We start from the raw sequence: 25633 nt of genomic DNA, 5'->3' as shown, positions 1-25633 counted from the left end.
ACGCAAAAAGGCGCAAGGCCAGAATAGGGGCTATTCATGCAGAATGTTTGGGAGGCCTGGTCCGGCGCGCTGTCGCCGGCTGAGTGCGACAAGATACTCGCACGCGCACGAAAGTATCCTGAGGCCAATGCTACGATCGGATTCTCCGATACCCTTCGCAGCGATCAAAGCTACCGTAGTTCGACGATCCGCTGGCTGGACGCGATTCAGGAGCGCGACATCGTCGTGCGGCTCATGAACCTCGTCCGTTCATCGAACCGCACCAACTTCGGCGTCGATATCGATGCGCCGTACGAAATCCAGTTCACCGAATATCGTGCCACTAACAACGGACACTACGATTGGCATCAGGACGTGTGGCTGGAATCAACACGCCCATATGCGCGCAAGCTTTCAGTCGTGGTGCAATTGTCGGCACCGGACGACTACAAGGGCGGCGAATTTGAGTTCTTCGGCATCCAGAGCCCAGGTGAGACCTTCGCCGGAAGGGGCAGTGTCTTGATCTTTCCCTCCTTCCTGCAGCACCGGGTACTGCCGGTGACCGACGGCTTGCGCCGAAGCCTCGTAACCTGGGTTGAAGGCCCGAACTGGCGCTGACGTCGCGGGCGAGACTGGGTCCGAATCGGCCCTTTCCTCTGCTTCGCCGCGCAATGCCTCGCAAAAGGTCTTCTCGCATGGATCCTGCAGGCCGGGAAGAGGTGCAGGCACTCCGGACGGCACGCAACACGGGGCTGCTTACCTGAAAAGCCATCGAGGCGGCGCTCTCGTAGGAAGCCTTCGCAGCGAGGGCAGTTCGACTGGCCAGATGCCTCACGGACGTAACATCATAAAGCCTGACACCAGACGGAAAGCGCAAGGCACTCGGAGCTTTGCGATAACGGCGGAGGAAACAAACTTGCAGCATTCAAAATCCGGCTCGACGATGCGCCTTGCGATTGGTCTTGCGGTATGCGCCGTTGCACTCGGCGTGCATTCCGCACCTGCTTTCGCGCAGAGTTATGAGGCTGACGGCACTACACCGGGTCAGGCGGCGGTCGGTGCAGCCCTCGATGCCCTCGCACCGTCGGCAGCGGCGGGGTATGCAGGCATCCTTGATGCGATTGATGCGCTCCCCGATGCGAGTGCTCGGGCCGAAGCGCTCGGGCAACTCGGTGCGGCGCCTTATCGGCTTATGCCTCGGCTCTCGATCCAGTCCATGGACGCAACCGACCGGGAAATCCGCGGCTACCTGGCGCAGCGTCGCGAGTTTGCACTCGATGCTTCGCCAGGAGTGCCGGTAAGTGGTGACCGCACGATCAATGTGATGGTCAGCTACGGCCTCAAACAAGGCGACTATCACGCAAGGCCGGATCGGCCGCGCGCCAATTTCGACAGCCGCTCGATCCGGGCGGGTTTCGACATTTCGCCGGTGCCGGGATTGATCCTGGGCACGTCGATCGGGATTGATGGCATCGATGCGAACCTGGATCGCAGCCAGCAACCTCGCAGCACGCTGTTCAATGCCAACGTCACGCCTTACGCCAGCTATACCAATGGACGTTATTATGTGGATGCCACGGCGGGCTATACCCGCAGCTGGTATCAGTTGAGACGCCAAGTCAGTTTCACTGGCTTCAGCGACCGGCTGCAGTCCGGGCCAAACGGCGACAACGCCGCGGCCACGGTAGAGGCCGGAGGCATCTTCAAGCTCGGCGTCCTTCGGGCGCAACCTTTCGCCGGGCTTCACTATCGCTATGCTGATCTCGGCGGCTTCGTCGAAAGTGGTGGGCCGGCTTCACTTGCCGTTGCCAAGTTCAAGACGGAATCGGTGCGCAGCAGTCTGGGGATGCGGGCTTCCGCATCGCTCCGGAAGGGGGCATGGACCTTGCGCCCCAGCGTCGAGGCGCAGTGGCAGCGGGAACTGCGGTCGCGGCCGGAAAGCCGGATCGAGGCGATCTTCCTGCAGGGCGGCACGCCGATCTTCACGCTACCGTCCACCCGCTACGATCGTGATGGCGCAGTCGTAGGAGCCGGGATCAGTGCGGTGTACGGCGAGCGGACGGCGCTTCGACTGTCCTATTCCGGCGAGTTCGCCAACGACCGCCGCATCCATGGTTTCGCGATAACGGCCAATCACCGCTTCTGAAATCGCAGTCTTTTCGCGAGGAAATAGAGCCGATCCGAACCTAGTTCGCCGGGCGGCGGAGCCATTCCTTTCGCTATGTTCGGCCTGGGCTCGATCCAGTGGATCATAGCAAGGAAGGGGACGCACGGTGGGGAGCTTTGTTCGGGATATATTGACGACGCTATCCTATGAACCGGAACCGGCAGAGGCTTTGCGCTTCGAAAGCGAGGAACTTTCACGCCTCGATCAGCGGCTGGCCGGCGTCGCGCAGGGAGGATCAAGGGGGCGTACGGCGATTTCCATCCGTCCATCCGACTGTTCGGTATGGGATGGCAATCCACGCGACGTGCCTGGACTTTCGGCCGAAAGCTGCCGTTCACTCATAGAATCGATTGCGCAGGAAGACGGGAACCGCATTCCGGTACTCGTCCGTCACAACGCTCCGGGGGCGGATTGTCCCTACGAACTGCTGGTCGGCAGCCGGCGCCGGTTCTGTGTGGACTGGCTGAATCACAATGGCCGCCCCGAGATCCGCCTCAATGCGATGATCGTCGACCTGAGCGACGAGGAAGCCTTCCGCCTTGCGGACATCGAGAACCGTGAGCGGCAGGATATCACGGAGCTGGATCGCGCGCGCAGTTACCAGAGTGCGGTCGATCGCTTCTACGGCGGTGTCCAGTCGCGCATGGCCGAGGCTCTGAACCTTTCCAACAGCCAGCTCAGCCGCCTGCTGTCGCTCGCGCAGATGCCGGACGAGGTCGTCGATGCCTTCGCCACGCGCGAAGAACTGCGTGTGCGCCATTCCGAAGTGTTGACCCCGTTGCTGCGTCGTGGCGAGCAGCGCGAGCGCGTGCTGGTCGCCGCGCGGGCCATCGGGCATGAACAGCAACGCTTCGCGGCGGCGGGCGAGAAGATGATCTCGGCCGCGACGGTCCTGTCTCGTCTGAAGCATGCAGCGGGAGAAGGCTCCACGTCGCAGGGGAGCGAAACCGTACTGCTGGTGGGCGATGCGCGGGTCGGGCGGGTAAGGTCGGTCAAGGACGGCCTTGCGGTCGAACTGACCCTGACGCCCGATACCGATCTCGATCAGGTGTTGGCGATCGTCCGAGAAGCCGTTCTGGACAGCCGCTCTCGAGTCGCCCGCGAGATCGAAGCCGCAGCAGACTGAGTTGCGGCGCTCTCGTATCCGCCGAGCGTGGATGCGGATATAAATAACCGTCATTTCGGCTCCATCTCCCGGCTCGCGCGCAAAGCGGATTTTGCTCGCGAGCCTTTGCTTTTTCCGGGTTCTTGCCAGATTTCGAGGGCGATGCACCGTCCGGTGCTTTTCTCGCGAGCCGTTTTCCCAGGCATGCACAGCTGTTTGCGAAAACGAGCCGGATAAGCTGGAGGTGCCCGTTTGAGCCTCTAGCCGGGGCGGCTTCTTCTGAGCGCGATGTCTTCCACGACAGTCCTTTAGCCTTTGCGGACTGGGCATTTTATGGAGGACAACAAGATGCCGCTTAGTAAGCAGCGCAAATCGACAAGGCACATATTGCTGTGTGCGAGCGCCATTCCCCTTCTTCTGCTGGGAGCCTGCGCCGATGGCGTCGGGTTCCGTGTCGGTGCTGGCGGCGGTGGCACGCCGTCAGGCCCGAGCGGCCCAACCGGTCCAAGTGATCCGTCCGGCCCGACTGGTCCTGGCGGCCCGACTGGTCCTGGCGGCCCGACTGGTCCTGGCGGCCCGACTGGTCCTGGCGGCCCGACTGGTCCTGGCGGCCCGACTGGTCCTGGCGGCCCGACTGGTCCTGGCGGCCCGACTGGTCCTGGCGGCCCGACTGGTCCTGGCGGCCCGACTGGTCCTGGCGGCCCGACTGGTCCTGGCGGCCCGACTGGTCCTGGCGGCCCGACTGGTCCTGGCGGCCCGACTGGTCCTGGCGGCCCGACTGGTCCTGGCGGCCCGACTGGTCCTGGCGGCCCGACTGGTCCTGGCGGCCCGACTGGTCCTGGCGGCCCGACTGGTCCTGGCGGCCCGACTGGTCCTGGCGGCCCGACTGGTCCTGGCGGCCCGACTGGTCCTGGCGGCCCGACTGGTCCTGGCGGCCCGACTGGTCCTGGCGGCCCGACTGGTCCTGGCGGCCCGACTGGTCCTGGCGGCCCGACTGGTCCTGGCGGCCCGACTGGTCCTGGCGGCCCGACTGGTCCTGGCGGCCCGACTGGTCCTGGCGGCCCGACTGGTCCTGGCGGCCCGACTGGTCCTGGCGGCCCGACTGGTCCTGGCGGCCCGACTGGTCCTGGCGGCCCGACTGGTCCTGGCGGCCCGACTGGTCCTGGCGGCCCGACTGGTCCTGGCGGCCCGACTGGTCCTGGCGGCCCGACTGGTCCTGGCGGCCCGACCGGCCCTGGCGGCCCGACCGGCCCTGGCGGCCCGACCGGCCCTGGCGGCCCGACCGGCCCTGGCGGCCCGACTGGTCCTGGCGGCCCGACCGGCCCCGGCGGTCCGACTGGCCCTGGCGGTCCGACTGGCCCTGGCGGTCCGACCGGTCCATCCGGCAGCTACACCGGTCCCGTGGCTGGTGTCGGAGTGGGTGGCACGCCCATCCTCGGGCCGAGTGGTTCGGGCACGCTGATCGACGTGAACGTGGCTCCTGACGTCGCCACCGGCAATGGCGGTACCATCGCCGTCGATGTGCTCACCGGTGACGGCCATATCGTCAACGTTGCGTTGCCGACCACTACTCAGCAAACGCAAGAGGCTCTGGCCCCTGTGGGCTCGTTGGCTGGCGCGCTGCTCGGTCAGCAGGTGGGCTCGACGGTGACGCAAGTCACCAACGGGCTGTCCCCGACGGTGGCGGTGGTGACTTCGACCGTTAGCCAGGTGACGACGCCGATACTTGGTACGGTCGATGCGGTACTGGCTCCGGTCGTGGGACAGAACGGCCTGCTTGGCCCTCTCACCGGGCAACTCGGAGGGTTGGTTGATGGCATTACCGGCACTCTGCCGGGTGGCGGCTCCGGCACGGCACCGACTTACACCGGACCGCTGGTCGGCCTGGACCTTGGCAACAATGTCCTGACCGGGCCAAGTACGAGCGGCACTCTGGCAGGTGTCAACGTATTGTCTGAAAACCCGGGGCTCGTATCCGGGCAACTCGTGACGGCCGACGTGCTGGCGGATGGCAGCATCCTTGACGTCACCATCCCGACGACGGCGGCAGGCGTGGCGCAAGGTCTTGCTCCGGTGGGCAACCTTGCCGGTTCGCTGCTCGGTGCGCAGGTAGGGGCCGGCGTAACGCAGGTCACGAACGGGCTGGCCCCGGTAGTGGCTCCGGTTACGAGCGTGGTGGATGCCGTTGCCTCTCCGGTGCTTGACACGCTGAACGGGACGCTGGGCCAAGTCATCGGCGGCGTTGGCTCCGGCGAGACGGGCGGGACCGTCCTTGCTCCGGTGACCGGCGTGGTCGGGGGTCTTCTCGGCGGCGTGACTGGCGGCGGCGGCACGGGCGATGTCCTTGCTCCGGTGACTGGCGTGGTCGGGGGTCTTCTCGGCGGCGTGACTGGCGGCGGCGGCACGGGCGATGTCCTTGCTCCGGTGACTGGCGTGGTCGGGGGTCTTCTCGGCGGCGTGACTGGCGGCGGCGGCACGGGCGATGTCCTTGCTCCGGTGACTGGCGTGGTCGGGGGTCTTCTCGGCGGCGTGACTGGCGGCGGCGGCACGGGCGATGTCCTTGCTCCGGTGACTGGCGTGGTCGGGGGTCTTCTCGGCGGCGTGACTGGCGGCGGCGGCACGGGCGATGTCCTTGCTCCGGTAACCGGAGTGGTCGGCGGTTTGCTCGGAGGCACTGGCACCGGCGGCTCGGGCGCAGCAGGCCTGCTCGCTCCCGTAACCGGGGTCGTGGGCAGCTTAGTGGGCGCCACCGGGTCCGGTACAGGCACTGGCACCGTCCTCGCTCCGGTCACTGGACTGGTCGGGGGCTGCTGGGGGCGGCACGGGCAACTGAACTGAGGCCGGCGTGTCCACCGCCTTGTTGCCCTCCCCTGGTTGGACACGCCGCAGCCCGACCTCGGATAACGAGGTGGGGGAGGGGACGGCCCTTGCCGTGGGTCGTCCCCTCTAACTGCCGAATAAAAGAGAAGGACCTTGTGATGAGAACTAATGGGCAACAGTCAGCACGCGAATTGCTGCATACCGCGCAACGGATGCTTGAAGACGAACATGCATTCGCCGCAGCAGCGATGGTCGAAGGCGCCATCGAATGCCTCGAACACGGCACTTTTCCATCGATTGCAGCGCGCTCGCCGGCGCGTCGCTTTGGCCATGCACTGCGAGCGACTTCATATCGCAGTTGTGCTTAAGCAGGTAGCGGAAGCGCCGCTATCATGGGTCTGGTGATAACTTTTCGATTTCTAACAATGTTTATGGCTCGTTATTGATTTGGAAACGTAATGCCACCTAAGTGAATGTAATTAGACCCGGGCCGATGATGTTCGGGCTTCAGGTGAGAGAAGCTGATGGGAAACGATCAAGCTTTGGTATTGCTGATCGACGACGTGAGCGCGATCGTCGAGGAACTGCTGACGTTCATGGCGCTGCATGACATATGCGCCGTCGGCGTCGAGGATCTCGATCAGGCGATGGTGATGCTCGAACGTCACGCGTCGATCCGTGTGTTGGCTTGCGACGTGCGGTTAGGGGGCGAGTCCGGATTGTCGATCGTATCGCGTATTCGTGCGCATGCCGAGTTGAGCGAGCGTGAATTTCGCTATCTTTTCATAACCGGCGATCAGCTTCGTCCGGACCCCGACCTGGCGTTGCCACATCATCTGGTGCTCACCAAGCCGGTGCAGCCGCAACTGCTCATCAGTACGCTCACCGCTATGCTCGACGCCGGCAATGAAGTGCATGAAAACGCGGAAGGCTTCGAATGAAACCGAACGAGATCACCCAGCGCGATGTCGAGAACTGGGGCCGATGCACGCCGACAAGCCAGCTTTGCCGTGACACGGACGGCACTGCGCATCGGGCCGGTTGCGGGATCGACCCGGCCGGTGTCGAGCAATTGTTCGAGACGATCGCCGCCAAGGCGCGTCTTGCCGATCTTGGTGAGCAAAGTTCGGAACTGGCGCATGAACTGCGCCAGCCACTATTTTCCATCGCGATCGCCAACGAAAACCTGCGTCTACTGCTCGAGCGCAACGATGGTATGCAGCCACAACTCGCCAAGGCGATCGAACGGATCGCCGAGCAGGTGCAGAGGGCGCAGACGATCATCGATCATACGCTGGATTATGCCTCCGGCAACAGCAGGGGCGTGGTCAGCGCAGACTTCGGTGTGGCTGCCCGCGATGCGGTGCGGTTCCTGAGACCACTGTTCGAGAAGGCCAACATCAGGGTCGAGCAATGCCGGACGCCGGTTCCCGCGAACGTCGGCTTGTGCCAGATCGAGGCGGAACAGGTGCTCGTCAACATTCTGCGCAACGCGGCGGAGAGCATCGAAGCGCGCCGGGAGGCGGGCTGGCGGGGTGTGGGACGCATTGCGATCCGTCTCTCGATCGAGGGAGAGGCACTGCGTTGCATAATTTCCGACAACGGGGCCGGACTGTCGCGAGAGCAGGCAAGGGCCGCCTTCCAGCAGTTCTTCACTACCAAACCACGTAATGGAACGGGCCTGGGCCTGCACATCTGCCGCCAGGTGCTGGGCAAGATCGGCGGCGTCGTCGAACTGTCGCCGGGCGATGTCGAAGGCGCGTGCGTGAAGATCGAACTGCCGCTATTGGTGGTAGGCTGATACCCGATCAGATGTCGTCGCGGCCGAGGCGGATTACGAAGCGCAGCGGTTTACGGTTATGTAGCACGCAGCGAAATTCGCTCGATGCTTCCTGCGCGACCTGTTCGACCAGCCAGAGTGTGGCGCCGTCGATCGTGCGCGCGGGCATGGGGTTCGCGTTCTCGTCCATGCAATCGACGGTAATCACGACGTGGGCGGGCGTGATGCTCGCGTTGAGCAGGACTTCGCCTTTGTGCTTGCTTCCGTCCTTGCCGAAGAAGCTGGAAAAAGCGCTGAGCAGAGCCGCTACCGCCATCATCTGCAGCGCACCGTACTGTCCGGGTACGAGGTAATCGAGGCCCGTCCCGCGCAAGTGGACTGCAACTCCGTGGTGTCGCACGTTGGATCGAGTGGTCGCGATCGCGCATTCCAGTGCGTTTTGGACGGTCAGCGCGCCGTCGCCTTCGCGACCGTCTCGGCCGAACCAGCGGAACAGGCTGAGGATGTGGGCGGCGCCTTCGGTATGGGTGGCGATACGGGCCACGCGCTCGTGGATCTGCTGGCGGTTGACCTCATCGATGTCGAGATGGCTGACGATGTAGTCCATGTTGGCGTTTGCCATCGATATGACGTTCAGCGGTTGGGCAAGGTCGTGCAGCATCCCGCTGGCGATGCGGCCGAGAAGGAGATCGCGGGTGACTTCGGCCATGCCGCCTTCGCCCCATGCAAGGAGCCTTGCATCGACCATTGCAAGATGACGGGCAATTCCTGCGCCGATGAACGCCGCGCATAATGCGGAAAGAATACCCAGCGTAGGGCCAAGAATCGGCCCTGCGAAGAAGTAGGCAAACAGACACAAGGCTCCCACCGTCATGGCAGCAGGCCACGACCAGCGGGGAACGCGCAGCAATGTCGTCGTCAGTCGCCGGGGCAGCAGCGCCGCGCAGGACACCAGCACGAGGTCTGCCCAGAATATCGGCGATCCCGCGGCTTCGCCAGCCGGCAAGGCTCCGATCGCCAATAACACTGCTGTCACGAGCGACAGGCGCGGCCTGTGCAAGACGTATAACGCGCCTGAAGACGCGGCTGAGATCACCCCGGCGCCGGGCGAATGGGGTGCGACGAGCCCAAGGGTCAGCGCTGCCAGCGCCGTTGTCGCGGCGTAGAGACGGGTCCCGTCGCTCCATCTGCGGGCCTTGCGGGACCGTTTGGTATCTCGTTCGTCCGCGTGTGCCTTCGCGTTGTCGCCGATCGCTTCCTGAACGGGGATCACTGGGTGCCCCTCTTTGATGCTGCGTTGTTCACAATGTGTGCCTCATCGTCATAGTGAGGGTCGGGAAGCGCGATCGGCGTTTCGGTTCCTGCCCCCTCATGCAAGCAAGTCCAAGCCTCTGTTGAGGAATTCGTTTGCAGAGTCCCGCAATGTCCTTGACGACGATGTGTCGGAGCATGGTCGGTCAGGACGGTCTTGAACATGTGTTCCTATTGCCTCGACTATCGGCGCAAGTCACGAAAAGAACCGAAGTGAGGGTTACTTCCTGTTCATCCATTGCGGGCGATCTCCCGAATTACAGGGATGTTGCACCGCGCACTTGTGCGCAGGCCTGCAGGGAGCGACCAACTGCGGAAATCCGGGCATGCCGATCCCCTCGCATCGGCTCCTTCTCCATGATGGACTGAATTCGGCACAGGTTACCATTCACAAATGGAAGTGAACCTGTCCCGGCAAGGAACGGTTCACAATTTTCGCGGGGTGCAGGGGCAGCACTCCGTTTGCGTAAGCGCAATGGCAAAGGGAATTGCATGCGCCTGGGTTCAAAAGCGAAGCTGACGATCACTGTCGGGCTCGTTGCGGCCGCAACGTTCGGTTTCCTGGGTGTCAGGGAACTGGGGCGTTCGGCCACCCCGCGCGGCGCGTCGGGGCCGGTGCGGGGGCTGGCAGCGGGATCGACGCAGGCTGAAGGTGCCATCCTCGCTGTTGCCACGCGCGACGTGAAGATCGGAGAGACGATCACGGCGGACATGATCCGCAATGCCTCTCTCGACCCCTCCCGTGTTCCCGGCGCGGCTACCCCCGCCGAAGTCGTCGGCCGGGTTGCTACCCGCGACATCCGGGCCAATACTCCGATCCCGCGCGAGGCGCTGCAGCAGGAAGGCAAGCTGGCGATCCGCGTGCCGGTCGGCATGCGCGCGATCAGCATCGACACGACCGCGGAGATCGCAGTGGCCGGCCTCGTCCGTCCGGGCGACCGGGTCGATGTCCAGGTGGTCTATCCCGGCGAGGATGCGATTGCAGGCGCGCGTGGCAACGGCCGCAGCCGGTCTACCACGCTGTTGCAGATGGTGCCGGTGCTGGCGGTGGGCGAAGTCGTCGTCGGTGCTCCGGTCAAGGACGGGGTGACGGGCGCGGTATCCGCGCCTCCGCCTCCCGCGCGCAACCTAACGCTGGCTCTCGATCCGCAGCAGGTGTCCGAACTCTCGCTCGCGAAGAGCACCGGCGCGCTCTACCTCTCGCTGCGCAATCCCGAGGACAAGCAGGAAGTCGCGACGGCGCAGGTCGCATCCATTCTCGAGGCTCCTTCGGCGGCGGCAAGGCCGACGCCGGCGTTTGCCGCCGCGCCTCCCCTCGCGCGGCGGCAGCGCCTCCTGCCAGGACGGTACAGCCACGCCGCGCTCCCGCCCCCATGCGATCGAGCTGGTGGTCGGCAGCAATCGCGAAACGATCTATTCGGGGAGTGGCGCACAATGAGGGCGCAGTATGCAAGCGGCCTGCTGGCCTGCGTCGCCGCGATGGCGCCGGCTATCGCAAGCGCGCAGGATCAACGTACGCTTCAGATCGACGAGGCGCAGACCCTGCGCTTCACCCGCTCGATCGCTCGCATCGAGGTCAACCGCGACAACGTGATTGCCGTCTCTGCGCCGACCTCGCAGTCGTTGCGGGTCAGCGGGCAGGGGGCAGGCGACGCGGCGCTCAGCGTCTACGCGGCGGATGGCTCGATGATCGGGGAGACGCAGTTCCACGTCGATCCGCCGGCCCCCACGTATGCGAGCGCCAACGGACCGCTGCGTGCAGGCGAGAAGGTGGTCGCCGTCGACGTCCAGTTCGCGGCGGTATCCTCCTCGACGCTCAAGGCGCTTGGCTTCAGCTTCGCCAAGCTCTCGGGCGACATTCAGGGCGCGCTGATCCCGTCGAGCAGCCTCAACGGCTATTCGTTCAACGGCTCGGGGGCGAGCGGTAATGCAACGCCCGGTCTCAGCATCGATGCCTCGGCGCCGATCCAGAGCGCGTTCAACTTGTTTCTGAGCAGCCGCAACCGCGGCATCGGCGCGGTGCTTTCCGCATTGTCCTCGAACGGGCTTTCGCAGCTTCTGGCGCAGCCGACGCTGCTGGTGCGCTCGGGCGAGAAGGCGAGCTTCCTGGCGGGCGGCGAGTTTCCCGTGCCTGTACCGCAATCGACCGGCGGCAACGGCAACACAATCTCCATCCAGTACAAGGAATTCGGCGTGCGCCTATCGGTGACGCCCTATGTCCTGAGCGAGAATAGCATCGTCTTGAAGCTGGCGCCCGAAGTCAGCGAGCTTGATTACAACAACGGCGTCCAGCTGCAGGGCTATACGGTGCCAGGCATCCGCCGCCGTTCGACCGAGACGACGGTGGAACTGGGCAGCGGCCAGAGCTTCGTGATCGCCGGGCTCAACTATTCGAACAGTTCCGTGACCAAGGATAAGGTGCCGTTCCTCGGTGACCTGCCGGTGCTGGGCGCCTTCTTCAAGCGGCAGCAGAACCAGAAGGAGCGTCAGGAACTGATCATCGTCGCCACGCCCCGGCTGGTAGAGCCGGAGGCGGTGAAGCCGATGCTGGCGACCGCCAATAATCCCGTGGATCCCAGCATAGGGCAGATGATCGTCGGCAACGACGGTGTCGAACAAGGCATCCGGACTTTTGGCGTGGTGAGGCGCTGACATGGCACGCATCCATCTTCTTTCCATCGACCGCGCCCTCGCGCAGCGAATCTCCGACGCGATGGGCGCGCACGTGGCGGTCGAAATGGTGCAGTCGCTGGACGGCGCCGAGTTCGAAGGGCCCGGCATCGTCGTCATCGACCACGCCTCGATCCCGGCAGAGCGGGCCATGGCCTCGGTCATCGCCGAGGTCTCGCAGGCGGCGGCCGGACGTTCGATCGTGCTGGCGACCGAGGACATGTACGCGGGCCACGTGCTCCAGGCGATCCGCTCGGGTGCGGCCGACGTGATGCCGCGCGGCGCGGTGGCGGCGGAAGTCAGCGAGATCCTCTCGCGCGTGCTCAACACGTCGTTGACGAGCCACGGGCGGCTCGGGCGCTTCACATTGGTCCTCGGCACCGACCGCGATGCAACGGCCGTGGTGGCGACCGACATGGCACTGGCGCATTGCCTCGATGGCACTTCGACGTTGCTGATCGACTGCACCCTGCCGACCAGCACGGCCGAAGCCTATCTCGACCTCAAGGTGGATTACGGGATCGCTTCGGCCATATCCGACATCGACCGCATGGATGCCAGCCTGCTCGGCGATGCACTGGCCCATCACGAGCGCTCCGGCCTGTCGCTGCTGACGCTCGACGGCGGCACCGGCGCGGAGCCGGTCGGCATCGGTCCGGCCGACATCGTCGGGCTGATCCAGCTTCTGCGCACCAGTTGCGGCCATGTCGTTCTGTGCGGTGGATCGCTGCGCAACGGCGGCCTGCTGCGCGAACTCGCCTCGCAGGCGCAGAGCGTCGAGGTGGTCTGCAGCCAGTCGATCCGTGAACTCGACTCCACCCGCCGCCTGCTCGACCGCGTGGCAATGGACACTGCGAGTGCGCAGCGGCTGCGGTTGCTGGTGTGGGAGCACGACCCGCGCATCCTGCTCGACGGTCGCCGTATCGCCGATACGCTCGACATCGACACCGTGCTCGGCGTGCCGGTGGACCATGTGAGCCAGAGCAACGCGCTCAACGCGGGCCGTCCGCTGATGATGGAGCGCGACGGGGGCAGCTATGCCCAGGCGATCCGCCGCGCCTGCGGGATTTCGACGCAGGCCAAGAGCACGAACTTCGGCATCGACCGCATGCGCCGCGCCATCCTGCGTTCGGTGGAGCGTAGCGCATGAGCCTGCTCACCAACGACTTCGTGCCCGAGGAGGCGCTGACCGAGCCTCGGCGTAAGGCGCCGATCGCGCAGCCGGCCGCTCAGCGGATGAGCGACAGCTATCAGGCGGTCAAGGCACTCACCTGCGCGCAAGTGATCGAGCAGCTCGAGACGCAGGGCATCACCGCCGAATCCCTCGACCGACGCACGCTGCGCCAGGAGATCGAGCAGGTCATCAGCAGCCGCAGCCGCCGCGGCCAGCTTGCGCTCAACAGCGCCGAGCGGTTGCTGCTGATCGAGGATATCGAGGACGAAGTGGTCGGCCTCGGCCCGCTCGCGCCTTTGCTTCGCGATGCGAGCATCGACGACATCATCGTCAATGGCGCCAACACCATATACGCCGAGCGCGCGGGCATCCTTGAGCGGGTCGAGACCCGTTTCCGCGACGATGCCCACCTGATGAACATCATCCAGCGCATCGTCGGCCCGATCGGCCGCCGCGTGGACGAGGCGACGCCTTTCGTCGATGCACGCCTCGCCGACGGTTCGCGCGTCAACATCGTCATCCCGCCGATCGCGCTCGACGGCCCGCTGGTTTCGATCCGCAAGTTCCGGCTCCAGGCGCTGAGCATCGAGGACTGCGTCGCGGGCGGCGTGATGAGCCCGGCGATGGCCGCGTTCCTGACCAGCGCCGTGCGCTCGCGGCTCAACATCCTGATCTGCGGTGGCACCGGCGCGGGCAAGTCGACCCTGCTCAACGTGCTGTCGAGCTGCATCAGCAACAAGGAACGTCTCGTCACCATCGAGGACGCGGCCGAACTGCAGTTGCGGCAGGAGCACGTCGTTCGCCTCGAAACTCGCCCCCCAACGTCGATGGCAGCCGCGAGGTCAGCGCGCGCGACCTCGTGCGCAATGCGCTGCGCATGCGTCCCGACCGCATCATCCTGGGCGAAGTGCGCGGGGTAGAGGCGGTGGAAATGCTGCAGGCGATGTCCACCGGTCATGACGGCTCGATGGCGACGCTGCACGCCAACACGCCGCGCGATGCGCTCTCCCGTCTGGAGATGTTGCTCGGCTTCGCGGGCCAGCAGAACGACGTGCGCGCGGTTCGCCGCTTCGTCGCCAATTCGATCCACGCGATCGTCAACATCCAGCGCCTCGCCAACGGTTCGCGCCGGATTACCTCGGTCGCCGAAGTGACTGGCGTGGAGGGCGAGGCCTATACGCTCAACGAACTGTTCCATTTCGAGGAGCAGCCGCCGATGTCGGGCGAGGGGCTGCACCGTACCTTGTCACCGCGCCCCTACCATGCCGCGCGGCTCAAGGACTACGCCAGCCCGGTCGTGGACAAGGATGGCCCGGCATGGTGAAGGGCGGCGCCTATCTCCTGCTGGCGCTGCTGATCGTCGGCGCGGTTGCGTGGCAGTGGTTTGCCCAGCGCATGCGGGACCGCGTGACGCTCGACCGCCGGCTGGAGGCCATCGCTTCGCCCGGGAAGATAATCGTCCGGCCGCTGGTGGCGGTGACGGTGCCTGAGCGCATTGCGCCACTGCTCGCGCAGGCGCAGGTCGAACTGACGGTGCCTGCGCTCCAGACCCTGATCGGCGTCATGTTGGTGCTCACGCTTATCGTGCTGCTGCTGTTCGGCCCTGCCGCTGCACTGGTGCTGATCGTGGGCGTGCCGATGCTGGCGCTGTCCTGGCTGAAGGGCCGCGCGCGCAAGCGCGTGGACGCGCTGACCGAAGCGTTGCCGCTCTATCTCGACGGGGTGCGCCAGCTTCAGTCGGTGGGCAATTCGCTCTCTCAGGCCCTGACGCGCGCGCTGGCGGATGCGCCCGAGGCGGTGGCCAGCTACTTCGCGCCGGTCGGGCGGCGCCTGGCGATGGGTGCTCCGGTCGCGGAAACCGTGCAGCACCTCGCCGACCGTTTGCAGATTCCGGAAGTCTCGATGATCGCCGCGGCCATCCGCACGAACTTGCGCTACGGCGGATCGATCGCGACGGTATTCGGCAACCTTGCCAATATCCTGCGTGAGCGCGTTCGCATCCGCCGCGATCTGCAGGCTGCGACGTCGGAAGCGAAAGTCAGCGCGCGGGTGCTGATCGCGATGCCGCTGCTGGCGATGACGCTGCTGGTGGCGATGAACCGGGCCTACATCGATTTCTTCATCTCCGATCCGCGCGGGCGCAACATGTCGATGGTCGCGATCGGGCTGGAATTCATCGGCATCATGATAATCCGCCGGATGATGAGGCTGTCGTTCTGATGGCCGGGTTCCTCGCCTCGATCTCGCTCATCGCGGCCGTCTCGGGCCTTGCCGTGGCGCTGATCGGGCTGCGCTGGTTGCAGACCGACGCACGGTTGCGGGCGCGGGTCGATGGCCGGGCGACGTCCGGGACCTCGGGCGCCGCCGCCGCAGGGCGCAACTGGCGCACGATGCGCGCACCCCGCGCGCTGCTGGCGCAAGGGCGCGACAAGGCTGAGATCGAGAAGCGCCTGCGCGCGGCGGGCTATTTCGAGCCAGGCGCGCTCGACGTATTCGTGGCGCTGCGTCTGGGTGCGACGCTGGCGGTCATGGTCGCATCGATGGCGACCTGCTTTGTGGTCACCGGCAATCCGCTCAAGCCGATCTTCCCGACTTTCGCACTGACCGGGCTTACCTATATCGGTGCCAAATACGCGCTGCAGATGCGCGCGGCATCGCGTGAGCGGGTGCTGACGGCGGAATTCCCGTTCCTGCTCGACCTCATGCTAATGATGCTGGAAAGCGGTGTCTCGCTCGACCAGTGCTTCCGCGGCATCGCCCGCGACGAGCAGGTGGCAGTGCCCAACCACGCCCGGCTGGTGGCCATGCTGGTCGAGGACCTCGACCGAGGGCAGGACTATCAGGTCGCATTCGACCGCTGGGCCACGCGCGTCGGCGTCAGCGGGGCGCGCGAACTGGCGGCGCTGTTCCGCCAGTCGCTGTTCCAGGGCATGGAACTGGTGCCTGCCCTGCGCGAATACATCCGGGAGTTCTCGCAGCGCCGCGTCGCCCGCGCCCGCGAGGCCATCGGCAAGATCACCGTGCGCATGGTCGTGCTCATGCTGGTATTCTTCATGCCTGCGCTCTTCATCGTCCTGGCGGGACCGCCGGTCGCCGCTATCCTCGACACGCTGCGGAGTTCCGGGAAATGATCCGTCATCTGCTGCCCGCGACTGTGTTCCTTTTCGCCGCCGGCCCCGCTTTCGCAGCCGATCGCGCTGCCGAAGTGCAGGAGGAAACCTCCACCCGCACCTTGTACCTGACGCTGATCCAGCAGGCGCGCGCGGACGGCCGTGCCCGCGCCGCGCTGGCCTATCTCGACGATTTCGACCGCAAGCATCCCGACGATCCGCAGGCCCGTGTCCTGCGCGTCAACTGCCTGCTGGACCTCGGGCAAGTCGATGCCGCGCGCACGGCGCTGGGGCGCATTCCGGGTAACGATCGCAGCGGCGCCGCGCTTGCCGTGCGGGGCCATGTGCTGGCCGCCGAAGGACAGTGGCCGCAGGCGGTGACGCAATACGCGGCGGCGTCGCAGGCCAGCCCCGCCGATGCCTTCATCACCAATGCACTTGGCTATGCGCGCCTGCGCGCTGGGCAGACCGCCGAGGCGGTCGAGACGCTGCGCGCGGCTCACGACCTTGCGCCGGGTGATGAAGTGGTGCGCAACAACCTCATCCTCGCGCTCACTCTCAACGGGCGGCTGGGCGAAGCTGACGCGCTGCTTTCCGGCATGACGGACACCAAGGCCAAGTCGCAGCTGCGCCAGCAGGTGGCGGGCGAGGCAGCGCGGATCGCGGCGGCAGGCAGCGGCATCAAGGTGGCCGGGTCATGAGCCGTCTAAGAGCAACCATCCGCCGTCTGCGGCGGGACGAGCGCGGCGTGGTGGCGCCCGCCGTGGCCGTGCTGGGCGTGCCCCTGCTCCTCTCGGCCGGTCTCGCGCTCGATGTAGCGCTTTACTACAGCGGCAATCGCGAACTGCGCATTGCGACCGAGGCGGCAGCACTTGCGGCTTCCATGCGGCCGGATGATGCCCGCTCGCTGGCCGAGACTTACCTTCAGCACAACGGTTACGATCCTTCGGTAATTCGCAACGTCGAAATCGGTTACTACTGCGCGAACGACGACAGAAAAGCGGCGGACAACGCCGGTTCGCGCTTCTTCCTTCCGGGCGCCCTGCCTGCCGATTGTGCCGGCAGCGCGGTGCGCCCCAATGCAGTCCGCGTGACCACGAGCAAGGGTAGCCGCCAGTTCCTGACCGGTGTGCTGGGGGACATGAGCCCGATTCCCGAGCTCGCCGCCACCGCCAGCGCGGCGCGCATCGACGAGGCCGGGATTTCTGCCACATCCGGCCTGCTCGACGTCAGTACCATGGGCGTCGGCGGGCTGCTGCACGCGGTCAACGGCGTGCTTGGCGGCCTGCTCGGCATCTCGCTGAACTTGTCTTCATCGCAGATCGAGGCGCTGCTCGGCGGCAATGTCGATGCCGGGCTGTTCTTCGACGAATTGGCCGAGCGTTCGGGCTTCACCGGTACTTACGGCGATCTCGTCAAGGGGACTTACGACTTGCGCGACATCGTCGCGGCCGCGGCCGAGGCGGCTGGCCCGGGCGATACGCGCAATGCCCTGAACGCCTTCAACAGCTTCGTGCCGGGCGGCCACCGGGTGCCGCTGCGGGGACTGTTCAAGGTCGGCGTGTGGCGCAACATGAAGGTGGGCGAAGCGGACGTGGCGCCTGCGCTCCGTGCGGGACTCAATGCCTACCAGTTGATCAGCTACGCGGTGCAGGACGATCCCGCCGCGCTCGATCTTTCGCAGGTCATCGCCGCCGTGTCCCCTCCGCCACTGCTGACCGGCAGCCAGGTGACGATTGCCGCCGCAGCGTCGGGGCCGGTCAACCGTCCGCGCTTTTCGTTTGGCCCGGCAGGTGAGACCGAGGTGGGCACCTCGATGCTGCGGCTCAAGGTACAGGTGACGTTGCTCAACCTGCCGCTTAACATTGCGCGCGCGAACGTTCCGGTGATCATCGACATCCAGTCGGCCGACGGTTCGATCGACCGCATCGACTGCGCGCCGGGGGTGGACCAGCAGACGAACACCACGGTGCGCGTCGTCGGCCACTCGGCGCTTGTCAGCGCCTATATCGGCGACATGCCGGGCTGGGCGATGGATAAGCCGCTGCTGCCGATCAAGGCATCGGATATTACCAAGACCGAGATCGTACACGCAGGTATCCCGATCAAACTGCCGCTGCTGACCCAACTCGTCGACGTGACGATCAAGGGCCGCGCGATCGCTGAGCCGGTGCTGGGCGGCGAACCCCAGGGTAACACGCTGGTCTTCGGGCCGGGCACGATCGGCGGTCCCACTCGGGCCGGTATCCCGCAATCGGTGCTCAACGGCGCGCGCGTAGGCAATACCGTGCAGGGTCTCGTCAACAGTCTCACGGGGCCGGGCGGGCTGGAGATCAACTGTCTGCTCGGGCTTTGCTCGCTGGTACAGCCGCTGCTCGACAGCCAGTTGATCCCGGCCGTCACCCAGCCCGTGACCGGCATCGTCACCGCCGTCGTCGATCCGCTGCTCACCAATGTCCTCGTGGCCCTCGGCATACAGCTGGGTCACGGCACCTTTTGGGTGGGCGGTGTGCGCTGCGGAGTGCCGGTGCTGATCTAATCGCAATGCATGGCGCCATGGGAGCCCCTCCGCTCCCCGGTCGCCTCTTCAACACGGAGGGAAATGGGGAGTGTAACTATGATGAATTCGATCCTTAATCTCGTGACCCGCCTGCGCACCGATGAGCGCGGCCTGACTGCAGTTGAATACGCGGTGCTGGGCGGCATCGTAGTGGCCGCGATCGTCGCGATTGGTTCGCAGTTCAACGACGACCTCTCGGCCGCGTTCACCAACCTGTTCAACCAGACCTGATCGGGGAGGTTGTGCCATGCGCATGACGGCAAGGACACCGCTCCGACTGCTGAAGTGCGAAAAGGGCCTAGCGGCGCTGGAGTTCGCCCTCCTAGCTCCGGCGCTGCTTGCCCTGGTGTTCGGAGTGATCGTCTATTCGATCTACTTCACGGCGCTGATCGGCGTGAGGCAGGCGGCGGCCGAGGGGGCGAGGGCGGCAGTCGCCGGCCTGTCCCTCAGCGAGCGGGTCACGCTCGCGCAGGACCGTGCGCAGGCGGTGATCGACAATTACGGGTCGCTGCTTGGCGGCAAGTCGCAGCCGCAGATCACAGCGGGGGTGGGCGATACCAGCGGCACGTTCCGGGTGGAGGTGCGCTACGACATGAGCGGGAGTCCGATCATGAAGTACGGAGCCTTCGTGCCGCTTCCCGACAGCAACGTCGAAGCCAACGTGACGGTGACCAACGGAGGATACTGATATGGAAGCTGCAGGATATTTCTATCTTGCCTTTCTACTGCTCGCACTGATCCCGGTAGTGGTCCTTCCCTGGGAGGGAAGGACCACGCCGGACTGGCTCTATATCGTGCTGGCCACGTTCGGATTGCTTGGAGCCACGGCTTTCGGCGGCGTTCCAGGACTGGTCCGGGCCTGCGCGGCAGGCGCAGGAAGCCTGGCGGTCGCGAGTCTCGCGGTGGCTCTGCTGCGGGCATATACCGGCGCTCGCGTGCTCACCGGAGGCCAGATCAAGCTACTGGCGGCAGGGGCGACGTGGCTTGGCCTTGCCGGAACCTTCGCCATGGTCACGGTGGCGCTACTTACCCTTTTCGCCCTGGCGGCATTCCAGAAAGCGGGCGCCGTGCGACGGCGGCCTGATGCATCGGCAATTTTAGCGGTAGCAATCGTGTCGGTTGCCATGCAACAACATCTGCCGGGAATGTGACAGGGCGTTCTGTAGAAAATAACGGAATTGGAAGAAGCGATGCCGAAGAATTGGCGGATACGCATTGGGGCGCTTCTTGGTCCACAGACTACTGAATCAGAAGACGACGGTGCGGAGATCTCGCAAGGAGCAACGCGTATGTCTGAAATTCCCTCGGCAATGGAAGCCGGCGTGTTTCGGCAGGTATCGCCGGTACTTGTCGTCGATGACGATACCGACTGGGGCATGGAATGCGCCTTCGCGCTGCGGCAGATGGGATACGAGCCTTTCGTCGCTTCGAACGCGGATGAAGCGCAGACGCTGTTTCGAGCGCATGACATTTCGATCGCGATCGTCGACTACAACTTGCCCGGGTTGGACGGCATCGCCTTGATTCGCGAGCTTTCGCTTTACGCTGAAGAGCATGAGCGCCAGTTGCGCTTCATCATCGCGACGGGCCATGCCACCAAGGACGTAGCCATCGACGCGATGCGTGCTTCGGCTGCAGACTTTCTGGAAAAGCCGATCAGCCCCGTCGATCTGCGTCGTGCCCTTCAGCGCGTGCAGGGGCTTCCCGAGGCTGTTGGCGAACGCAAGGTGCTGCTGGACAGGATGTCGCAGCTTAGCGGCGAATTGCAACGTCTGGCGGGGCTGATCGATGAGCCCGTGCCTCCGGCGTTTCGCGATCGAGCGGCGGAAAGCAGCGTTCCCCCAGTCAGCGCCGAGGCCGTGGAGCCAGTCCACTTGCGCCAGTTCATCAAGGATCTGCTGCGCAAGGAAAGCAAGCGGCGGGAGATCGGCGGCGGTGAACTCTTCGGCGATCCGACCTGGGCGATGCTGCTCGATCTGCTGCTGGCCAAGATCGAGGCGAGGCGTGTGTCGGTATCCAGTGCCTGCATCGCTTCCGGCGCCCCGATGAGCACGGCTCTCCGTCTGGTCCGCCGCCTGGTCGATGAGGACGTCCTATGCCGACTGCCGGATGAGCAGGACAAGCGCCGACATTTCCTGGTCATCAACTCCAGGTTCGAGCAACCACTGATGAACTATCTGACGGAGCAACTGCGCAGCGGGGGCTAGAGCATTTTCTCATCAGGCGGAATTATTTAATGTATCAGAAAATACGTTAAAACAATAATTTAGAAAAGTTTCGCCGACGCAGTCAGGTCGCGAATTGCCGCAGGATGGCAGCGTCGGCTGAACGTACCACGGTTCGGCTCTCAGATGGCGATGCTGACGTGCCTTGTCGCACGGTCAATAGTAAAGCCGAAATCTCCGGCGTTCGACTTGCAACCCAGCCAGTCGGCGTCCGGATGTTCCCAATCCTCGACGCTCATCGGGTCGCCATCGCGGGTCTGCCAGACTACCGGTTCGGGGAACCGCTCGAACAGCGCGCGTCTGGCCGCTCTTGCGGCGGACAAGGTGACGACATGGTCTTCCAGTCCTTTGTCGCGGGCTTCCCAGTCGATCCAGCCGATCGCGTTGTCCTGACAATAGGCGTTATTGTTGCCGTACTGGGTGCGTCCGAACTCATCCCCGGCGGTCAGCATTATCGTACCTGTCGATGCGAACAGGGTGCCAAGCAGGGCTTCGAGATCGCGACGCCGGGCCTGTGCGATCGTCAGATCCTCGGTCGCCCCTTCGACGCCGTTGTTCCAGCTGAAGTTCTCACCGTGGCCGTCGCGGTTGTCCTCGCCGTTAGCCTCGTTGTGGCGATGCTCGTACGCCACCGTATCGGCCAGTGTGAACCCGTCATGCGCTGCGAGGAAGTTGATCGAGCGACAGCCTTCGGCCGGCGATTGCGGGCCGAAGATGTCGGTTGATCCCGCAAGGCGCGTGGCCAGTATGCCGATGGCGGTGTCGCCTTTCCAGAAGCGGCGCACGTCGTCGCGAAAACGGTCGTTCCACTCGAGCCAGGTGGCGGGGAACTGCCCGAGCTGATAGCCGCCGGGGCCAATGTCCCAGGGTTCGGCGATCAGGACCCGGTCGCCGAGCACCGGGTCGCGGGCAATCTCGGCGAAGATCGGCGCGGCGGGATCGAAGCCGGGGCCGCGGGCCATGATCGGAGCGAGGTCGAAACGAAACCCGTCGATGCCGCAACGTTCGACGAAATGCCGCATCGTGTCGAGCGTCAGCCGCCGCACGGCGGGATTGGCGAAATCGAGTGTGTTCCCGCAACCGGTATCGTTGATGAGCTGACCGCTGGGGGCGTGCGCATACATTGCATCATCAAGACCGCGCAACGACAGGACGCCGCCGTGAATATCGCTCTCGCCGGAGTGGTTGAACACAAGATCCAGCAACACGCCGATCCCCGCGTCATGGAGCGCCGCAACGGTCCGGCGCAATTCTTCTACGCCACCGGGGCAGAGGCCGGGATCGAGCGCCATCATTGCGACCGGGTTGTAACCCCACGAATTGACCAGTCCAAGCGGAGGCAGGTGCCGTTCGTCGACCCAGGCGACGATTGGCATCAGTTCCACGGCGGTGACGTTGAGCTTGACGAAGTGCGCCAGAACGGCCGGATGCGCGAGTGCGGCTACGGTCCCGCGTAAGGGCTCGGGCACTTCGGGGTGAAGCATCGTGAAAGCGCGGACGTTAAGCTCGTAGATTAGCCCGCCGCGCGCGAAGCGGGGTGCTTCTGTTGGTCCGGCAGGGTTAGGCTCGGGGACGACTGCGCGCGGAACGATGTCGGCGGTATCTTCCCCCAACGCAGCGAGGCGCGGGCTCTGCACGAAGCGGCGGTCGAGCTCGACGGCATAGGGGTCCACAAGCAGCTTGGCCGGATCGAACCAATGCCCTTCCATTGGTGCCCAGCGGCCCTCCGCGCGATAGCCGTAATGCGTGCCGGAAAGGTCGCCTGGCAGCGTGAGCGTCCAGTCTGCGGCAGTTCTCACCATTCGATGGCGGGTTTCCCGTTCTCCGTCGAAGAGGCAGAGCCAGAGCGCCTCGGCCCGGGGAGAGCGCACGGTAAAGCAGGTTTCGCCCGCCTCCACCCGGGCGCCGAGGGGCTTCATGCCGCCAGCGTGCGATAGAGGTCGGCGTAGGCCTTGCCGCTGGCCTGCCATGAAAAGTCGCTTTTCATCGCATTCTTCTGGAGGCGTTCCCACACTTCGGGCTGGGCGTGAAGCTGGACGGTGCGGGTGATCGCGGCGGCGAGGGCATCGTAGTCGACGCCGTCGAACTGGACGCCGGTGGCGCAGCCTGCGGCCAGAGCGGCCGGATTCGCGTCGATCACGGTGTCCGCCAGCCCCCGGTGCGGGCGACGACCGGCAGGCAGCCATAGGCAAGGCCGTAGAGCTGCGTCAGGCCGCAAGGCTCGAAGCGCGAGGGGATGAGGATCGCGTCGCCGCCCGCCTGCATGCGGTGGGACAGCGCCTCGTCGTAGCCGATGCGGATGCCGACGCGGCCGGGATGGCGGGCGGCGCCTTCGATCAGGGCGCGCTCCAGCGCAGCGTCACCGGAGCCCAGAAGTGCAAGTCTTCCGCCGATTCCGACGAGGTGGTCGAGGACGTCCGGGAGGACGTCCATACCCTTCTGCCAGGTCAGGCGGGTAACGACGATGAAGATCGGGCCGTCGCCTTCGTCGAGGCCGAATTCGGCCTCCAGGGCGCGTTTGTTGGCGCGGCGTTTGTCCAGCGTGCGGTGGCTGTAGGGGGCCGCCAAAGCCGCGTCGGAAGCCGGATTCCACACGTTTGCGTCGATGCCGTTGAGGATGCCGTGAACCGCGCCGCCGCGCTCCACGATCAGGCCTTCGAGGCCCATTCCGAACACGGTGGAGCGGATTTCGCGGGCATATGTGGGGCTGACGGTGGTGATCGCATCGGCGCTGGAGAGGCCCGCTTTCAGCATTCCCAAGCCGCCGTGGTATTCGACCCCGTCGAGTGCCCAAGCGCTCTCAGGAAGTTCAATGCGATCAAAGACTTCCGGCGCGAACCAACCCTGAAAAGCCATGTTGTGGATGGTGATGACCGAACGGCACTCAGCGGCACTCAGCGGCACGTAACGCAGGTATGCGGGCGCCATAGCGGTCTGCCAGTCGTGCGCATGGAGAACATCGAAGCCCTGTGGCTTGCCCCGCTTGACGATCACCCCGCCTGCGATCTCGGCAGCGGCTTTTCCGAGAGCGGCGAAGCGCTGCCAGTTGTCCGCCCAGTCGATCCCGGCAGCGTCGGAGTAAGGGCCTCCCTCCCGCGAATAGAGAGCGGGGGCATCGAGCACCAGCAGCGGGTGGCCATCGGGCAAGGTGCCCGCCAGCAGCCGCGCCGGGGTGCCGAGCAGCGCGTCCCATGCGTAGACCACCTTGGGCCGTCGTCCCAACGCCGCCAGCACCGAGGGGTAGCCGGGCAGCAGCGTGGTCATCTCCACCCCGTGCGGGGCGAGGGCGCCGGGCAGCGCGCCCGCGACGTCGGCAAGGCCGCCGGTCTTGACCAGCGGCACCGCCTCGGAGGCAACGGACAGGACTTTCAGCGAGGTCACGGTTTCACCATCACAGTTTCACCATCACAGGCCCAGCCGGTCGATCATCGGCTTGGTGATCAGGCATACGCCGTTCTCGGTGCGGCGGAAGCGGCGGGCGTCGAGTTCGGGGTCCTCGCCGACGACCAGCCCCTCGGGGATGCGCACGCCGGAATCGACGATCACGCGCTTGAGCTGGGCGCTGCGGCCGATGTTGCAGTAGGGCAGGATCACGCCCTCTTCCACGCTGGAGAAGCTGCCCATCTTCACGCCCGTCATCAGCAGAGAGCGCCGGGCGAGAGCGCCCGAGACGATGCAGTCGTTCGAGATCAGCGACGAGATCGCATGGCCCCGCCGCCCGTCTTCGTCATGGACGAACTTGGCCGGCGCGGCGACCACCGAGTCCGACCAGATCGGCCATTCGCGGTCGTACATGTCGAGCTTGGGCACGGTGTCCGTCAGGTCGAGGTTGGCGTCGAAATAGGCGTCGAGGGTGCCCGCGTCGCGCCAGTATTCCTCGATCTCCTCGGCCGCACGGATGCAGCTGTTGGTGAAGCGGTGGGCCTGCGCCTTGCCGTGCTTGACGATGTAGGGGATGATGTCGCCGCCGAAATCGCGCTTGCTGTCGGGGTCGGCGGCGTCGCGGCGCAGCTGCTCGAACAGGAAATCCGTGTTGAACACGTAGATGCCCATAGAGGCCAGCGCCATGTCCTCCTGCCCCGGAATGCCCGGCGGATCGGCGGGTTTCTCGACGAAGGCGGTGATGCGGTCCTCGGCATCGACGTGCATGACGCCGAAGGCCACCGCCTCCATGCGCGGCACGACGAGGCAGCCCACGGTCACGTCCGCACCCGAGTTGACGTGCTCCTGCAGCATCAGCTCGTAGTCCATCTTGTAGACGTGGTCGCCCGCCAGGATCACCATGTACTTGGGCGCGTGCGGCTGGATGATGTCGATGTTCTGGTAAACCGCATCGGCGGTGCCCTCGTACCACAGCAGCTCCGAAATGCGCTGGCTGGCGGGGAGGATGTCGAAGCTCTCGTTACGCTCGGGGCGCATGAAGTTCCACGCGCGCTGCATGTGGCGGATCAGGCTATGCGCCTTGTACTGCGTGGCGACGCCGATGCGGCGGATGCCCGAGTTGATCGCGTTCGACAGCGCGAAGTCGATGATCCGGGCCTTGCCGCCGAAGTAGACGGCGGGCTTGGCGCGATTGTCGGTCAGCTCCCTCAGGCGGCTGCCTCGTCCGCCGGCCAGGACATAGGCCATGGCATCGCGCGCGAGCGGCGAGCCGGAAGCTGGTCTCATTTTATGTCTCTCCGTAGTTATGTGTCTGATTGGAAACTTGATGAGGTAATTCAGGGTGTCCCGT

At 65.2% G+C, this 25633-nt stretch carries 20 protein-coding genes and 2 pseudogenes; 17 read left to right on the top strand and 5 right to left on the bottom strand.

Going from position 1 to position 25633, the window contains the following annotated elements; genetic code table 11:
* Nucleotides 1–36 precede the first annotated feature (36 nt).
* The 3 genes from KZO24_RS23400 (at nt 37) to KZO24_RS23390 (ending at nt 3272) form a co-directional block, all read left to right on the top strand.
* Nucleotides 37–597, top strand: a complete 561-nt coding sequence (locus KZO24_RS23400) for a 2OG-Fe(II) oxygenase (RefSeq protein ID WP_271184372.1) — start codon at nt 37–39, stop codon at nt 595–597.
* A gap of 598 nt (nt 598–1195) precedes the next feature.
* Entirely contained in the window at nt 1196–2125 is a 930-nt protein-coding gene (locus KZO24_RS23395; protein WP_486487302.1) for an autotransporter outer membrane beta-barrel domain-containing protein, read from the top strand.
* A gap of 151 nt (nt 2126–2276) precedes the next feature.
* Nucleotides 2277–3272, top strand: a complete 996-nt coding sequence (locus tag KZO24_RS23390) for a ParB/RepB/Spo0J family partition protein (RefSeq protein ID WP_486487301.1) — start codon at nt 2277–2279, stop codon at nt 3270–3272.
* Between the two features lie 334 nt (nt 3273–3606).
* Here the strand turns inward: KZO24_RS23390 and KZO24_RS23385 are convergent, their stop codons facing one another.
* Nucleotides 3607–4632: a hypothetical protein gene (locus KZO24_RS23385; RefSeq protein ID WP_486487300.1), complete on the bottom strand. Its 1026-nt coding sequence runs from the start codon at nt 4630–4632 to the stop codon at nt 3607–3609.
* 35 nt (nt 4633–4667) lie between these two features.
* Here KZO24_RS23385 and KZO24_RS23380 point away from each other — a divergent pair, with 35 nt between their 5' ends.
* The 3 genes from KZO24_RS23380 to KZO24_RS23370 all read left to right on the top strand — a co-directional run bounded on the left by KZO24_RS23380 (nt 4668) and on the right by KZO24_RS23370 (nt 7872).
* The gene (locus tag KZO24_RS23380) at nt 4668–6089 is read left to right on the top strand and encodes a hypothetical protein (RefSeq protein WP_486487299.1); all 1422 of its coding nucleotides are present in this window, start codon (nt 4668–4670) and stop codon (nt 6087–6089) included.
* A gap of 506 nt (nt 6090–6595) precedes the next feature.
* Entirely contained in the window at nt 6596–7012 is a 417-nt protein-coding gene (locus KZO24_RS23375; RefSeq protein WP_271184377.1) for a response regulator, read from the top strand.
* Complete coding sequence (locus tag KZO24_RS23370) at nt 7009–7872, top strand: sensor histidine kinase (protein WP_271184378.1); 864 nt, start codon at nt 7009–7011, stop codon at nt 7870–7872. The genes KZO24_RS23375 and KZO24_RS23370 overlap by 4 nt, the downstream gene beginning before the upstream one ends.
* Before the next feature lie 7 nt (nt 7873–7879).
* On the opposite strand, the gene KZO24_RS23365 is transcribed toward KZO24_RS23370, so the two are convergent.
* Entirely contained in the window at nt 7880–8857 is a 978-nt protein-coding gene (locus KZO24_RS23365) for a sensor histidine kinase (RefSeq protein ID WP_271184379.1), read from the bottom strand.
* 797 nt (nt 8858–9654) lie between these two features.
* Here KZO24_RS23365 and cpaB point away from each other — a divergent pair.
* The 11 genes and pseudogenes from cpaB to KZO24_RS23310 all read left to right on the top strand — a co-directional run bounded on the left by cpaB (nt 9655) and on the right by KZO24_RS23310 (nt 20883).
* The gene (cpaB, locus tag KZO24_RS23360) at nt 9655–11814 is read left to right on the top strand and encodes a Flp pilus assembly protein CpaB (RefSeq protein WP_486487298.1); all 2160 of its coding nucleotides are present in this window, start codon (nt 9655–9657) and stop codon (nt 11812–11814) included.
* Nucleotide 11815: 1 nt separating this feature from the next.
* Nucleotides 11816–12982 (top strand): CpaE/TadZ family protein, encoded by a 1167-nt coding sequence (locus KZO24_RS23355; protein WP_271184382.1) that lies wholly within the window; start codon nt 11816–11818, stop codon nt 12980–12982.
* A pseudogene (locus KZO24_RS23350) lies at nt 12979–14330 on the top strand (TadA family conjugal transfer-associated ATPase). The gene KZO24_RS23355 and the pseudogene KZO24_RS23350 overlap by 4 nt, the downstream one beginning before the upstream one ends.
* Nucleotides 14324–15226: a type II secretion system F family protein gene (locus KZO24_RS23345; protein ID WP_271184384.1), complete on the top strand. Its 903-nt coding sequence runs from the start codon at nt 14324–14326 to the stop codon at nt 15224–15226. Before KZO24_RS23350 ends, KZO24_RS23345 begins: the two are co-directional and overlap by 7 nt.
* Nucleotides 15226–16137: a type II secretion system F family protein gene (locus KZO24_RS23340; RefSeq protein WP_271184385.1), complete on the top strand. Its 912-nt coding sequence runs from the start codon at nt 15226–15228 to the stop codon at nt 16135–16137. Before KZO24_RS23345 ends, KZO24_RS23340 begins: the two co-directional genes overlap by 1 nt.
* Nucleotides 16134–16817 (top strand): tetratricopeptide repeat protein, encoded by a 684-nt coding sequence (locus KZO24_RS23335; RefSeq protein ID WP_271184386.1) that lies wholly within the window; start codon nt 16134–16136, stop codon nt 16815–16817. The genes KZO24_RS23340 and KZO24_RS23335 overlap by 4 nt, the downstream gene beginning before the upstream one ends.
* Nucleotides 16814–18655, top strand: a complete 1842-nt coding sequence (locus tag KZO24_RS23330) for a TadG family pilus assembly protein (RefSeq protein WP_271184387.1) — start codon at nt 16814–16816, stop codon at nt 18653–18655. The genes KZO24_RS23335 and KZO24_RS23330 overlap by 4 nt, the downstream gene beginning before the upstream one ends.
* 81 nt (nt 18656–18736) lie before the next feature.
* Nucleotides 18737–18907, top strand: coding sequence for a Flp family type IVb pilin (locus KZO24_RS23325; protein WP_271184388.1), 171 nt, complete (start codon nt 18737–18739; stop codon nt 18905–18907).
* 16 nt (nt 18908–18923) lie between these two features.
* Nucleotides 18924–19364: a TadE/TadG family type IV pilus assembly protein gene (locus KZO24_RS23320; RefSeq protein WP_370425189.1), complete on the top strand. Its 441-nt coding sequence runs from the start codon at nt 18924–18926 to the stop codon at nt 19362–19364.
* Nucleotide 19365: 1 nt separating this feature from the next.
* On the top strand, nt 19366–19827 hold the full coding sequence (locus KZO24_RS23315) for an A24 family peptidase (protein WP_271184389.1): 462 nt from the start codon (nt 19366–19368) through the stop codon (nt 19825–19827).
* A 27-nt stretch (nt 19828–19854) separates the two neighbouring features.
* Nucleotides 19855–20883, top strand: coding sequence for a response regulator (locus tag KZO24_RS23310; protein ID WP_430098798.1), 1029 nt, complete (start codon nt 19855–19857; stop codon nt 20881–20883).
* A 140-nt stretch (nt 20884–21023) separates the two neighbouring features.
* Here KZO24_RS23310 and glgX read toward each other — a convergent pair whose 3' ends face one another.
* From glgX to glgC, 3 genes and pseudogenes are all read right to left on the bottom strand, one after another.
* Nucleotides 21024–22820, bottom strand: a complete 1797-nt coding sequence (gene glgX, locus KZO24_RS23305) for a glycogen debranching protein GlgX (RefSeq protein WP_271184391.1) — start codon at nt 22818–22820, stop codon at nt 21024–21026.
* Nucleotides 22817–24282 (bottom strand): annotated as a pseudogene (gene glgA / locus KZO24_RS23300) (glycogen synthase GlgA). The gene glgX and the pseudogene glgA overlap by 4 nt, the downstream one beginning before the upstream one ends.
* Before the next feature lie 24 nt (nt 24283–24306).
* The gene (gene glgC / locus KZO24_RS23295; protein ID WP_008831502.1) at nt 24307–25569 is read right to left on the bottom strand and encodes a glucose-1-phosphate adenylyltransferase; all 1263 of its coding nucleotides are present in this window, start codon (nt 25567–25569) and stop codon (nt 24307–24309) included.
* Between the last annotated feature and the right edge of the window lie 64 nt (nt 25570–25633).

This window comes from Novosphingobium sp. NFX11, assembly GCF_057376415.1.
Note: the sequence above shows the minus strand (reverse complement) of the source record. Positions and strands in the feature narration are given on the sequence as shown.

Coding starts and splice junctions, on each gene's coding strand:
- KZO24_RS23400 (WP_271184372.1), top strand. CDS start 37: ATGCAGAATGTTTGGGAGGCCTGGTCCGGCGCGCTGTCGCCGGCTGAG.
- KZO24_RS23395 (WP_486487302.1), top strand. CDS start 1,196: ATGGACGCAACCGACCGGGAAATCCGCGGCTACCTGGCGCAGCGTCGC.
- KZO24_RS23385 (WP_486487300.1), bottom strand. CDS start 4,632: ATGGACCGGTCGGACCGCCAGGGCCAGTCGGACCGCCAGGGCCAGTCG.
- KZO24_RS23375 (WP_271184377.1), top strand. CDS start 6,596: ATGGGAAACGATCAAGCTTTGGTATTGCTGATCGACGACGTGAGCGCG.
- KZO24_RS23370 (WP_271184378.1), top strand. CDS start 7,009: ATGAAACCGAACGAGATCACCCAGCGCGATGTCGAGAACTGGGGCCGA.
- cpaB (WP_486487298.1), top strand. CDS start 9,655: ATGCGCCTGGGTTCAAAAGCGAAGCTGACGATCACTGTCGGGCTCGTT.
- KZO24_RS23355 (WP_271184382.1), top strand. CDS start 11,816: ATGGCACGCATCCATCTTCTTTCCATCGACCGCGCCCTCGCGCAGCGA.
- KZO24_RS23345 (WP_271184384.1), top strand. CDS start 14,324: ATGGTGAAGGGCGGCGCCTATCTCCTGCTGGCGCTGCTGATCGTCGGC.
- KZO24_RS23340 (WP_271184385.1), top strand. CDS start 15,226: ATGGCCGGGTTCCTCGCCTCGATCTCGCTCATCGCGGCCGTCTCGGGC.
- KZO24_RS23335 (WP_271184386.1), top strand. CDS start 16,134: ATGATCCGTCATCTGCTGCCCGCGACTGTGTTCCTTTTCGCCGCCGGC.
- KZO24_RS23330 (WP_271184387.1), top strand. CDS start 16,814: ATGAGCCGTCTAAGAGCAACCATCCGCCGTCTGCGGCGGGACGAGCGC.
- KZO24_RS23325 (WP_271184388.1), top strand. CDS start 18,737: ATGAATTCGATCCTTAATCTCGTGACCCGCCTGCGCACCGATGAGCGC.
- KZO24_RS23320 (WP_370425189.1), top strand. CDS start 18,924: ATGCGCATGACGGCAAGGACACCGCTCCGACTGCTGAAGTGCGAAAAG.
- KZO24_RS23315 (WP_271184389.1), top strand. CDS start 19,366: ATGGAAGCTGCAGGATATTTCTATCTTGCCTTTCTACTGCTCGCACTG.
- glgX (WP_271184391.1), bottom strand. CDS start 22,820: ATGAAGCCCCTCGGCGCCCGGGTGGAGGCGGGCGAAACCTGCTTTACC.
- glgC (WP_008831502.1), bottom strand. CDS start 25,569: ATGAGACCAGCTTCCGGCTCGCCGCTCGCGCGCGATGCCATGGCCTAT.